The 12056-nt window shown below is 73.0% G+C and carries 12 protein-coding genes; 9 read left to right on the top strand and 3 right to left on the bottom strand.

Translation table 11 applies throughout. From position 1 onward, the window contains the following. The first annotated feature begins 11 nt into the window (after positions 1 to 11). From Dfulv_RS11500 to Dfulv_RS11470, 7 genes are all read left to right on the top strand, one after another. Positions 12 to 872: an aldo/keto reductase gene (locus Dfulv_RS11500; protein ID WP_259862781.1), complete on the top strand. Its 861-nt coding sequence runs from the start codon at positions 12 to 14 to the stop codon at positions 870 to 872. A gap of 97 nt (positions 873 to 969) precedes the next feature. Then, the gene (locus tag Dfulv_RS11495; protein WP_259862779.1) at positions 970 to 1629 is read left to right on the top strand and encodes a DUF998 domain-containing protein; all 660 of its coding nucleotides are present in this window, start codon (positions 970 to 972) and stop codon (positions 1627 to 1629) included. Between the two features lie 29 nt (positions 1630 to 1658). Further along, entirely contained in the window at positions 1659 to 2021 is a 363-nt protein-coding gene (locus Dfulv_RS11490) for a YciI family protein (protein WP_259862778.1), read from the top strand. A 13-nt stretch (positions 2022 to 2034) separates the two neighbouring features. Beyond that, positions 2035 to 3297: an RNA polymerase sigma factor gene (locus Dfulv_RS11485; protein WP_259862777.1), complete on the top strand. Its 1263-nt coding sequence runs from the start codon at positions 2035 to 2037 to the stop codon at positions 3295 to 3297. Between the two features lie 219 nt (positions 3298 to 3516). Next, positions 3517 to 4815, top strand: coding sequence for a glycosyltransferase 87 family protein (locus tag Dfulv_RS11480; protein WP_264675836.1), 1299 nt, complete (start codon positions 3517 to 3519; stop codon positions 4813 to 4815). After that, the gene (locus Dfulv_RS11475) at positions 4775 to 5599 is read left to right on the top strand and encodes a class I SAM-dependent methyltransferase (RefSeq protein WP_259862776.1); all 825 of its coding nucleotides are present in this window, start codon (positions 4775 to 4777) and stop codon (positions 5597 to 5599) included. Before Dfulv_RS11480 ends, Dfulv_RS11475 begins: the two co-directional genes overlap by 41 nt. 18 nt (positions 5600 to 5617) lie before the next feature. After that, positions 5618 to 6877 (top strand): aldehyde dehydrogenase family protein, encoded by a 1260-nt coding sequence (locus tag Dfulv_RS11470; RefSeq protein WP_259862775.1) that lies wholly within the window; start codon positions 5618 to 5620, stop codon positions 6875 to 6877. A gap of 6 nt (positions 6878 to 6883) precedes the next feature. On the opposite strand, the gene Dfulv_RS11465 is transcribed toward Dfulv_RS11470, so the two are convergent. Continuing rightward, on the bottom strand, positions 6884 to 8173 hold the full coding sequence (locus tag Dfulv_RS11465) for a right-handed parallel beta-helix repeat-containing protein (RefSeq protein WP_259862774.1): 1290 nt from the start codon (positions 8171 to 8173) through the stop codon (positions 6884 to 6886). A 46-nt stretch (positions 8174 to 8219) separates the two neighbouring features. Further along, the gene (locus Dfulv_RS11460; protein WP_259862773.1) at positions 8220 to 8648 is read right to left on the bottom strand and encodes a MarR family winged helix-turn-helix transcriptional regulator; all 429 of its coding nucleotides are present in this window, start codon (positions 8646 to 8648) and stop codon (positions 8220 to 8222) included. A gap of 81 nt (positions 8649 to 8729) precedes the next feature. Here Dfulv_RS11460 and Dfulv_RS11455 point away from each other — a divergent pair, with 81 nt between their 5' ends. Further along, a complete protein-coding gene (locus tag Dfulv_RS11455) occupies positions 8730 to 10523 on the top strand; it encodes an ABC transporter ATP-binding protein (RefSeq protein ID WP_319805785.1) in 1794 nt (597 codons plus the stop codon). Between the two features lie 82 nt (positions 10524 to 10605). Continuing rightward, positions 10606 to 11676 carry a hypothetical protein gene (locus tag Dfulv_RS11450; protein ID WP_259862772.1) on the top strand — a complete coding sequence of 357 codons (1071 nt, stop codon included), beginning with the start codon at positions 10606 to 10608 and terminating at the stop codon, positions 11674 to 11676. An 82-nt stretch (positions 11677 to 11758) separates the two neighbouring features. Here the strand turns inward: Dfulv_RS11450 and Dfulv_RS11445 are convergent, their stop codons facing one another. Next, the gene (locus Dfulv_RS11445; RefSeq protein WP_259862771.1) at positions 11759 to 11995 is read right to left on the bottom strand and encodes a hypothetical protein; all 237 of its coding nucleotides are present in this window, start codon (positions 11993 to 11995) and stop codon (positions 11759 to 11761) included. Positions 11996 to 12056 lie beyond the last annotated feature (61 nt).

Below are 12056 nucleotides of genomic sequence, written 5' to 3'. Positions count from 1 at the left end.
AGACCTTCCGCATGTCTGAGCAGAGCATGCACGCCGGGGTCGCCGGCACCATCGACGTCGGCGGCGACCTCACCGTCAACCGGCTGGGTTTCGGCGCGATGCGCATCACAGGTGACGGCATCTGGGGTGAGCCGCCCAGCCGCGACGAGGCGAAGGAGGTGCTGCGCCGGGCCGTCGAGCTGGGCGTCAACTTCATCGACACCGCCGACTCCTACGGGCCCGACGTCAGCGAGGAGCTGATCGCCGAGGCACTGTACCCGTACCCCGACGACCTGGTGATCGCCACCAAGGGCGGTCTCGTGCGCGCCGGCCCGGACCAGTGGACCCCCGACGGCCGGCCGGAGCACCTGCGGGCGGCGCTCGAGGGCAGCCTGCGCAAGCTGCGGCTGGACAGGATCCCGCTGTACCAGTTCCACCGCCCGGACCCGAAGGTGCCGCTGGAGGACTCGATCGGCACGCTGGTGCAGCTCAAGAACGAGGGCAAGATCCGGCACATCGGGGTCTCGAACGTCACCGAGGAGCAGCTGCGGGCCGCCCAGCGGATCACTCCGGTCGTGTCCGTCCAGAACCGCTACAACGCCGACGACCGCACCTCCGAGTCGATGGTCGACCTGTGCGAGCAGGAGCAGATGGTGTTCCTGCCGTGGGCGCCGATCCAGAACCTCGACGACAACCCGACGATCGGAGCCGTGGCGAGGCGGCACGGGGCCACCACGCGGCAGATCGTGCTGGCGTGGCTGATGGCCCGCTCCCCCTCGATCCTGCCGATCCCGGGCACCGGCTCCGTCCGTCACCTGGAGGAGAACCTGGCCGCCGCCGGCATCAAGCTGAGCCCGGCGGAGGTGGCCGACATCAGCAAGCACGCCGCCTGAAAAAAATCTTCGGTGCGCGTGTCGGATCCGTCGTCCGCCGTTCGAGAAGTGGGTGAAGGGGCCAGCGAGGCCCCGCCACCACCGAAGGGAACGGATCATGACGACGACCACGCTGCCCCAGGCGTCCGGCACGTGCACCCCGGCCCAGCGCGTCACCAGGTCGCTCCTCGGCTACGGCGCCGTGGCCGGCCCGTTCTACGTCGCGGTCACGATGGCGCAGGCCTTCACCCGTGAGGGCTTCGACCTGACCCGGCACCAGTGGAGCCTGCTCGCCAACGGGACGCTCGGCTGGATCCACATCACCAACCTCGTGCTCACCGGCCTCATGACGATCGCCTTCGCGGCCGGCCTCGGCCGGGCACTCCCGGGCACGACGTGGGCGCCGCGGCTCGTCGCGGTCTTCGGCGCGAGCCTCGTCACGGCCGGCGCCTTCAAGGCCGACCCGGCCATGGGCTTCCCCGCCGGCACCCCCGACGGCCCCAGGGCCGTGAGCTGGCACGGCATGCTGCACCTGGCCAGCGGCGCGGTCGGCTTCACCTGCCTGGCCGTCGCCTGCTTCCTGATCGCACGGCAGCTGCGGCACGCGCCGGGCTGGGCCCGCTTCTCCCGGGCGACCGGCGTGCTGTTCCTGGCCGGGTTCACGGCCGTCGCGACCGGCGCCGGGGCCGTCTGGGCCAATCTCGCCTTCACCGCCGGTGTCCTGCTCGTCTGGGCCTGGCTGGCCGCCGTCTCCGTCAAGCTGTACCGAACCGTCTGAAACCGAACCGTCTGAGAAGGACCACGATCATGCGCTACCTGGTGCTGCTGGAAGCCACCAACCCCGACACCCCGCCCCCGGCCGAGCTGATGGACGCCATCATGAAGCTCGGCGAGGAGGCCACCGCGGCGGGCGTGCTGCTCGACAACGCCGGCCTCGCTCCCAGCGTCGCCGGGGCGAAGGTCACCGTCACCAGCGGCGAACTGGCCGTCACCGACGGGCCGTTCGCGGAGACCAAGGAGATGATCAGCTACGGCCTCTACCAGGTCCGGACCAAGGAGGAGGCGGTGGAGTGGACGTCTCGCTTCATGAAACTGCACCGCGACCTCTGGGCCGGCTGGGCGGGCGAGGCCCGGGTGCTGAAGGTGTTCGGCCCGGAGGACTTTCAGTAACCAACCGCGCAGGATGCGAGGATCGGTAGCCGTGATCGCTACCGATCCTCGCCGCGCGGTTGAGGCAGTGTTCCGCATCGAGTCGGCCCGGCTCATCGCCGGGCTCGCCCGCTTCGTGGGCGACGTGGGCCTCGCCGAGGAGCTGGCCCAGGACGCGCTCGTCATCGCGCTGGAGCAGTGGCCGGTCCGGGGCGTGCCCGACCAGCCGGGGCCGTGGCTGATGGCGACCGCCAAGCACCGGGCCGTCGACCAGCTGCGGCGCCAGGAGAACTACCGGCGCAAGCTCGCCGTGCTCGGCCGTGACGTGGAGCTGGCGGAGCAACAGGAGCCGGACCTCACCGACGCGCTCGACGACCACATCGGCGACGACCTGCTGCGGCTCATCCTCACCGCCTGCCATCCGGCGCTCACGACCGAGTCGCAGGTCGCCCTGGTCCTGCGGATGCTCGGCGGCCTGTCCACCGACGAGATCGCCCGGGCGTTCCTGACCACGGAGGCGACCGTCTCGCAGCGCATCCTGCGCGCCAAGCGAACACTCGCCAAGGAGCGCGTCCGGTTCGAGCTGCCGGCGCCGGACGAGCTTCCCGGCCGGTTGGCGGCCACGCTCGGCGTCGTCTACCTGATCTTCAACGAGGGCTACTCGGCGACCGCCGGTGACGACTGGGCCCGCCCCCAGCTGTGCGAGGAGGCGCTGCGGCTCGGCCGGGTGCTCGCCGGGCTGCTGCCCGCGGAGGCGGAGGTGCACGGCCTGGTCGCGCTCATGGAGCTGCAGGCGTCGCGCATGCGGGCGCGGACGGGCCCGGACGGGGCGCCGGTGCTGCTGTTCGACCAGGACCGCCGGCTGTGGGACCGGCTGCTCATCCGCCGCGGGCTCGACGCGCTCGGCCGGGCCGAGGCGCTCGGCACCCTGGGGCCGTACGGGCTCCAGGCCGCCATCGCCGCCTGCCACGCCCGTGCGAGCCGCCCGGACGCGACGGACTGGGGCCGGATCGCGGCGCTGTACCGGCTGCTGGCGCACGTCGCCCCGTCGGCCGTCGTGGAGCTCAACCGCGCCGTCGCGGTCGGCATGGCCGAGGGGCCGCAGGCCGGCCTCGACATCGTCGACGGGCTGGCGGCGGGCGTGCTCGCGAAGTATCCGCACCTGCCGGCGGTGCGCGGCGACCTGCTGGAGAAGCTGGGCCGCGCCGAGGAGGCCAGGGCCGAGTTCGCGCGGGCTGCGGCACTGACCCGCAACGAGCAGGAGCGGGCGATCTTCGAACGGCGGGCGCGGTCCTGAGCGGTCGTCGGGCGCGCTGCCGGCGACGGCTCCGGCCCCGAACCCGCCGTGTGACACGAGACGAGGTGACACCGGCCGTGATCGACCGGTGACCGGCCGGCGGTCACCCTGTTGCGACCACCCCCGTCGTCCACCCGGAAACCCGCATCGGCCACCCGGGCAGCAGGTACCGGCCGGTCGACGATGCTGATCCGGCTCCCCACGGCGCACGCTCACGCCATGCAGCGCACGTTGCCGAACTGGCTCCTCCTGCCGGGGGTGCTGGCGCTGGCCGTGTCGCTGGGCAGCTACCTCCAGGTGGCGCGGATCGAAGGGCCCCAGCTCTCCGACCCGGACATCGAGGTCTACGTGCAGGCCGGCGCGGCCTTCCGGCACGGGGCACACGTCTACGACCTGAGCTTCACCGGCGGGCACTGGCCGTTTACGTATCCGCCGGCGACGCTGCTCGCCTTCGACCCGCTGTCCCGGCTCGGCAGCACCCACGCGCTGGTCGCGCTCAACACGCTGACGGTGCTGGCGCTGGTCGCCGTCGCGCTGCTGAGCCTGCGGGCGACGGGGCTGCGCGGGTGGCCGGGACTGGCCGGCGCGGCGTGCGCCGTGGCCGCCGCCGGGCTCTGGCTGGAGCCCGTCCAGGCAAACCTCAACGACGGCCAGATCAACATGCTCCTGGTCCTGCTCGTGCTCGCCGATCTCACGCTGCCGGACGGCTTCCGGCTCAAGGGCGCCGGGGTCGGACTCGCCACGGCGATCAAGATCGTCCCGGGGATCTTCGTGGTGTACCTGCTGATCACCCGCCGGTTCCGTGCCGCGCTCGTGGCGGGCGGCGCCTTCGCCGCGTGCACCCTGCTGGGCTTCGCCGTCGCACCACGGGACTCGGCGCAGTATTGGTTCACCGGCATGTTCGCAAGCTCCGGCCGGGTGACCCAGGACCCCGGGCTCGGCGGCGCGTTCAACCAGTCCCTGCACACGCTCGCCGTCCGCTGGACCCACTCGGAGGCGGTGTACTACGTCCTCGCCGTGCCCGTCGCCGTGCTCGGGCTCGTGGTCGCGCGCCGGGCGTTCCGGCGGGGCGACGAATTGCTCGGTGTGGTGTGCACGGCCCTGACCGGGCTGCTGGTGTCGCCGGTGTCCTGGACGTACCACTACGCCTGGGTCGTCCCGCTGCTGGTCGCGTCGGCGGCGGTCGCCGCCCGGACCCCGGACCGGTTCCGCCTGCCGGCGGCCGGCCTGCCCGCCGTGCTGTTCATGGTGTTCCTGGCCTGGCCGATGCCCGGGCGCGGGGACCGGATCGCCGCGCCGCGCGGGCTGGTGTGGCGCGTTCCCGACATCACCGACCCGTCGACGTGGCACGGCGTCTCGCGGGTGCTCGGCGACACGTACACGCTGGTCAGCCTCGGTCTGCTGCTCGTCGCGGCGGTGTGGCTGCCGCCGCCGAATCCGGTTGAGCGGACGGCCGGGGAGGTGGCACGGTCGGAGCGTGACCGAGTACCTCCGGCTGAACCGCGCCCAGTGGGATGAACGCGCTCCCGCCCACACCGCCTCCCCCGACTACGCCGTCGACCGGTTCGTCGCCGACCCCGCGTTCCTGAGCAAGGTGGTCCGGTTCGACGTGCCGCGCATCGGCGACGTCCGCGGCCTGCGCACCGTGCACCTGCAGTGCCACATCGGCACCGACACCGTCTCGCTGCACCGGCTCGGCGCCAGCGTCACCGGCCTCGACTTCTCCGCCGCCTCGCTCGCCCAGGCGCGGTCGCTGGCCGAGCGGACCGGCGCCGCCGTCGACTTCGTCGAATCCGACGTCTACGACGCGCCGGAGGTGCTCGAGCCCGGCTCGTTCGACCTCGTCTACACCGGCATCGGCGCGCTCTGCTGGCTGCCCGACGTCCAGCGCTGGGCGGACGTGGTCGCCGCGCTGCTCAGGTCCGGCGGGCGGCTGTTCGTCCGGGAGGGTCACCCGATGCTCTGGTCCGTCGACGAGACCCGGGCCGACGGCGTGCTGGCGATCGACTTCCCGTACTTCGAGCGCGAGGAGCCGCTCGTCTGCGACGAGGACGGGACCTACGTCGAGACCGACGTGCGGTTCGAGAACACCATCACCCACCAGTGGAACCACGGCCTCGGCGAGATCGTGACCGCGCTGCTCACCGCCGGCCTCGAGCTGACGATGCTCCAGGAGCACGACAGCGCGCCGTGGGACGCGCTGCCGGGCCGGACCGTGAAGGACGAGCACGGCGAGCACCGCCTGGCGGACCGCCCGTGGCGGCTGCCGATGTCGTACACGCTGCAGGCCCGCAAGCGGTGACGGCTAGACTGCCGGATCGTGACTGACGTCCAATCCGTCGTCGCGGAGGCCGCCCGGGCCGCCCGCGCCGCAGCCGGTTCCCTGGCCGCCGCCCCGGCGAAGACGATCGACGAGGCGCTGCGCGGCATGGCCCGGCGCCTCGACGTCGCGCGCGACGCGGTGCTCGCCGCCAACCGCGCCGACCAGGTCGCGGCGGAGGAGAGCGGGATGAGCGGCGGTCTCCTCGACCGCCTCCGGCTCGACGAGGCCCGGCTGGCGGCGATGGCCGACCAGCTCAACATCCTCGCCGACGTCGAGCCCGAGCCGGCCCGGCGCACGATCCGCCGGCTCGACGGCGACCTGGTGCTCCAGGAGTGGCGGCGTCCGGTCGGGGTGATCGGCGCCAACTACGAGGCCCGCCCCAACGTGACGGTCGACGTCGCCTCCCAGCTGGTGAAGTCGCAGAACGGCGGCGTCCTGCGCACCGGGTCGGCGGCGCTGGCCTCGGCGATCGCGCTGATGGACGAGGTCGTCGCGCCCGCGCTGACCGAGGCCGGCCTTGACGCGGCCGCGATCCAGCTGGTGCGCGCCAAGGGCCGCGGCTCGGCCGAGGCGCTGGTCGCGCAGCCCGGCCTGATCCCGCTGGTGATCCTGCGCGGCAGCGGCGAGAGCACCCGCAGCCTCGCCGAGAAGGCGGCGCTCAACGGCGTCCGCACCCTGGCCCACGCCGACGGCGGCGGGGTCCTGTATCTCGACGCGGCCGCCGACCGGGACAAGGCCTTCGCGCTGATCAACGCCGGACTGGATCGGCTCGGCGTGTGCAACCGCCTCAACCTGCTCCTGGTCCACGCGTCGCTGTGGGACGGGATCGTGCCCGACGTGGTCGCCGGCCTGGCGGGCCGCAGCCCGTCGATCGCGGCGTCGCTGCCGCCGCACGACCACCCGCTCGGCTACGAATGGGCCCTCGACTCCGACCGCGAGGCGACGGTGACGATCGCGCCGGTCGACGGCCCGCTGCACGCGGCGCGGGTCGCCAACGAGGAGACGTCGGGCCTGGCCGCCGGCATCGTCACCGAGGACGGCGCGGCGGCGCGGGAGTTCCTGGCCGCCTACGCCGGCACCGGCGCGTTCTGGAACGCCACGACCCGCCTGCTCGACGGCTTCAAGCTGCTGTCGGTGCCGGAGACCGGGATCAACATCGACCGGGTGCCGGGTCCGCGCGGCCCGGTGACGTTCCGGGACCTGTCGCTGCGGCAGTATGCGGTCCTGCCCGCCGAGCACGCCGCAGCGCTGACCTGACTCGGCTCACGCGGTCGAGACCGCTTCGAGGTCGGAGTACACGGTGTTCACCAGGGAGCCGCGGGCCGTCACGCGCAGGCCGCTGTCCTGCGTCGGCGGGTCGCGGCGGTCCCAGATCCGCTGACCGCGCAGCGTCGCCCCCTCCACCCGGGCGTTGATGGTGATGCCCGCGCCGCCCTCGCGCAGGCCGTTGCCCCGGATCCGGTTGTCGACCAGAAACGCGTCGACGAGGGAGCCGTCGATCCGGATGCCGTCGCAGCCGTTGTCCCAGAGGTCGTTGCCCTCGATCACGATGTCGCAGGCCGGCAGGCTCCGCGCGCCGGGCAGGTTGTGCTGCCGGTACCCGTGGCCGCCGTTGCGGCTGATCCGGTTCGAAGCGACCGTGTACCCGCCCGGGGTGTTGCCGATGCTCACCCCGGCGCCGACGTTGTCGTCGATGACACAGCCGCTGACCACGCCGTAGCGGCCGGCGATGTGCGTGGTGCCCTGGCCGGAGACGTCGAAGCCGGCGACGTGGTTCTCGATCATCGTGCAGCCCGAGACGACGAGCCCGTCGGCGCCCCAGTCCGAGATGCCGTAGAAGTTGCCCTGCGCGTGGCAGCCGAGCACCCGGATGCCACGCGGCCTGGTCCAGTCGGCTTCCTGGAGCTCGAGGAAGATGCCGTTGGTGCCGTTGCGCAGCGTCACGCAATCGCTGATCGTCAGCCGCTCGACGTCACCCCAGCCGCCGACACCGATGCCGATGCCCGCGCCGCCCCGCTCCCAACCGGTGTCCAGGCGCCCGCAGCGCTCGGCGAGCACCCGCTCCACCGTCGTGTCCTGGAGGAAGTCGCAGCCGAACCCGGTCGCCGGGGTGTCCTGGATGTGCAGGTCGTGGAAGTTGCCGCGCAGCACGTACTGCAGCCCCAGCCCCTTGGCGAGGACGTCGTACGACGGCAGGGTGATCGCCGAACCGTCGATCCCGAACGCCGCGAACGTCACGTCGGCGATGCAGCGCCCGGTCGAGGCGCCGTGCTGGAGCGCGGTGAAGAACGCCAGCGGCGTCGCGGTGGTGGGCGCACCGGGGTTGGACAGCACGAACCGGGTGGCGGCGGGGCCGTCACCGACGAGCGAGACACCGCTGCGCCACACGGTGCCGGCGTCCTGGATCGCGTAGACCCCGGCCGGGCAGTGGATCGTGCGAGGGGTGCCGTCGAGCTCGACGGCGTCGCCGAGCTCGTCGACGAGCCGCTGGAGTGCCGGCTGGTCGTTGGTCCGCCCGTCGCCGGCGAAGCCGTGTTCGCGTGCGTCAACCATCGGGGTGAGGTGCCCTGGCGGTCCGGCTTTATGCCCACAGGCCGCGTCATTCCCGCAGTTTGTTGAGGATGCGGGACAGCTCGGCCCGGTCCACCGGTGACAGAGCGGCGAAGAAGCGCTCACCCTCGGCGATGCGCGCACTGCGGATGGCCTCGGCGACGGTACGGCCGTCGGCCGTCAACACCACCAGCGTCGCCCGGCGGTCACCCGGGTCGGGATGCCGCTGCACGAGGCCGCGCTCCTGGAGCCCGTCGACGACCTCGGTGGTGGAGCGCGGCGCGATGCGCAGGTGCTCGGACAGCTCGCTCAGCCGCATCTCGCCGTGGCGCATGAGCACGTTGACCGCACGCGACTGGCCGGGGGTGATGCCCCACGGCTCGAGCGTCTTGTGTGTCTGGCGCCGCAGCCGGCGCGCCACGCTCCAGAACGTCTCGGCCAGCCCGTCGTCGGCGGTGCCGTCCACCGTGCTCTCCACCGGAATACGGTACCAGGAGTTGCTGCTGGACCCTCATAGTGAGGTAACCTCAGTATACCTCCGAAGGAAAGGACCACCCGTTTGGATTCCCATCCCCCCACCCGCACCCGCCGTCCCCGCGAGCTCACCGCCGCGGAGAAGTCCCAGGCCCGCGAGGTCTCCCTGGCCCGCATCGGCCGGCTGTTCACCGCGCACCGCGGGCAGCTCACCGCCGTCGTCCTGATCATCGTCGCCTCGTCGGTGATCGCGATGGCCTCCCCGTTCCTGCTGCGCGAGGTCATCGACAAGGCCCTCCCTGAGCGCGACACCACCCTGCTGGTCTGGCTGGTCGTCGGCATGGTCGCGGTCGCCGCGGTCACCGCCGCGCTCGGCGTGGTGCAGACCTGGATCTCGACCAAGGTCGGGCAGCAGGTCATGCACCGGTTGCGCACCGACGTCTTCGCCCACCTCCAGCGCCAGTCGATCGGGTTCTTCACCCGCACGCGCACCGGCGAGGTGCAGTCCCGCATCACCAACGACATCGGCGGGATGGAGACGGTCGTCACCAACACCGCCACCTCCATCGCGTCCAACCTGACCACCGCGGTCGCCACCGCCGCCGCGATGGCGGCGCTGTCCTGGCGGCTGTCACTCGTGTCGCTCGTCGTGCTGCCGCCCGCGATCTATCTCACCCGCAAGGTCGCGAGCATGCGCCGCGAGATCACCGCGCAGCGCCAGCGGGAGCTGGCCGACCTCAACGTCACGATCGAGGAGGGCCTGTCGGTCAGCGGCGTGCGGCTGAGCAAGACCATGGGCGCCGGTGCGGCACTCGTCGACCGGTTCACCGCGTCCTCGTTGCGGCTGATCGATCTGGAGATGCGCTCCGAGCTCGCCGGGCGCTGGCGGATGGCCTCGATGAGCATCATCTTCGCGGCGATCCCGGCGGTCATCTACCTGAGCGCCGGCCTGCCGATGACCGCGGGCACGCTGAGCATCGGCACGCTGGTCGCGTTCACCGCGCTGCAGGCCGGGCTGTTCCGGCCGTTGATGGGCCTGCTCGGCGTCGGTGTCTCGCTGACCTCGTCCCTCGCCCTGTTCGCGCGCATCTTCGAGTATCTCGACCTGCCCGTCGAGGTCGGCGACCCGGCCCGGCCGGTGCCGCTGCCGAAGCAGCGGGTCCGCGGGCACCTGCGGTTCGAGGGCGTCTCCTACACCTACCCTGGCAACGACACCCCGGCCGTCGACGGCGTCACGCTCGACGTGCCCGCCGGGACCTCGCTCGCCCTGGTCGGCGAAACCGGGTCCGGCAAGAGCACGATCGCCGCGCTGATCGCCCGGCTCCACGACCCGACCGCCGGCCGGGTCACGATCGACGGCGTCGACCTGCGCGACGTCCGCCTCACCGATCTCGCGGACGTCGTCGGCGTGGTGAGCCAGGAGACGTACCTGTTGCACACGACCGTGCGGGAGAACCTGCGCTACGCCAAGCCGGACGCCACCGACGCCGAGCTGGAGGCCGCCGCCCGCGCGGCGCGGATCCACGACCTGATCAGCGGCCTGCCCGACGGTTACGACACCGTCGTCGGCTCGCGGGGCCACCGCTTCTCCGGCGGTGAGCAGCAGCGCATCGCGATCGCGCGGACCCTGCTGCGCGACCCCCGCGTCCTGGTGCTCGACGAGGCGACGAGCGCCCTCGACACCGAGACCGAGCGGGCGGTGCAGCGCGCGTTCGACACCCTCGCCGAGGGGCGCACCACCATCACCATCGCGCACCGCCTGTCGACGGTCCGCGACGCCGACCAGATCGTCGTGATCGACCACGGTCGCGCCGTGGAGCGCGGCACCCACACGGCGCTGCTCGACGCCGACGGGGCCTACGCCGCACTGGCCGCCTGACCCACGCCCTCCCTCCGGCGGGGGACGCGCGTCCCGGCGGCGGGGGAACCGCTCCGCCCGCGGATCGGCCACCGTCGACGGTATGACCACCACCGTTACCGCGCCGAGCGTCCGGCGGCGCTCGGCGGCCGACCGCGTCGGCTGGATCGCCGCGCTGTGGGCCGCCTCCTACGGCGTCGTCCACCTCGTCTGGGTCGTCACCGGCTCGGGCTTCCCGTTCGGCACCAACCTCGGCGACCCCGCCTCGCCGCTGCGGGCGATCACGCCCGGCGCCGGCGCGCCGGTGTTCGCCGGCGTCCTGCTCGTCACCGCCGTCGTGCTCGTCACGATGGCCGGGCCCGCCGCCACCCGGCTCCGGGGCGTCACCCGAGCGGCCGCCGCAGCGTGGTGCGGGCTCGTCGCGGCCGGGTTCGTCGTGCTGGTACCGACCATGAGCGTCCTCGCCATCCTGGGCTACGCGCCGGCGCTGATCATCGGCGCGCCGTTCGGCTGGCCGGAGCAGGTCGACTACGGCCGGATCTTCAACTGGGCGATCGCCAACCAGGTCTGGTCGCTCGCCGGCGGGGCACTTGTCGGCGCCGCGACCGTGACGTTCCTGCGCCGCACCCGCGGGGCGTGCGCCTCGTGCGGCCGCGCGCCCGGCGTGTCGCCGGCGCACCGTCTCGACCGCGCGGCCCGGTGGGCGGTCGGGGTGTCGGTGGCCGTGCCGCTGGTCTACGCCGTGACCCGGTTCGCCTGGCTGTTCGGCATCCCGCTCGCGCTCAGCGGGGAGGAACTGCGGGAGCTGCGGGCCGGCGGCGGGCAATGGGCGGGTGCCGCGCTGGGCGCCTTCGCGGTTGTGGGCGCGGTGCTCAGCGTGGGCCTCGTGGCCCGCTGGGGCGAGGTGTTCCCGCGCTGGATCCCCGTGCTGCGTGGCCGGCGGGTGCCCGTGCCGCTCGCCGTGGTCCCGGCGACGACCGTCGCGCTGGCCCTGCTGTCGGCCGGGGTGGGCATCCTCGTCAGCGACATGGGCCTGACCGCGCTGCGCGAGCAGGACTGGTTCATCCTGCCGATGGCCCTGTGGCCGATGTGGGGTGTGGCCCTGGGCTTCGCCACCTCTGCATACGCCACCCGCCGCAGGGGAACGTGCCGCTCCTGCGGCCAGGAGGCGTGACGCACCGGTCTGCTGCCGGCCGGCGCGCACCACGGGTGCCGGTGGCGACCGTGGCCGCCACCGGGTGCCGGCGCGCCGGGTGTCAGCGGTGCCGCTGGCGCCAGGTCGCGGCGGCGGCCTCGATGCGGCGCTGGTTGCGGCCGGTGCCGAGGCTCCGCTTGGCCCGGCCGTAGAGCCAGACCGCGCCACCGACGACGAGCGCGCCGACGACCAGGTAGAACAGCACGCCGAGCAGCGCCTTGAACAGCCAGAACGCGATGGCCCCGGCCACGAACAGACCCACGACGACGGCGATCGCGCCCACGACGAAACGACCCATGAACCAAGCATGCTCCCGTCGCGCCGCACCCCGCATCGGTGACTTCCCCGATCCTGCGGGA

The organism is Dactylosporangium fulvum (assembly GCF_025137375.1).
Classification (GTDB): Bacteria; Actinomycetota; Actinomycetes; order Mycobacteriales; family Micromonosporaceae; genus Dactylosporangium; species Dactylosporangium fulvum.
The sequence above is the reverse complement of the archived record's forward strand: the minus strand, read 5'-3'. Positions and strand labels throughout refer to the sequence as shown.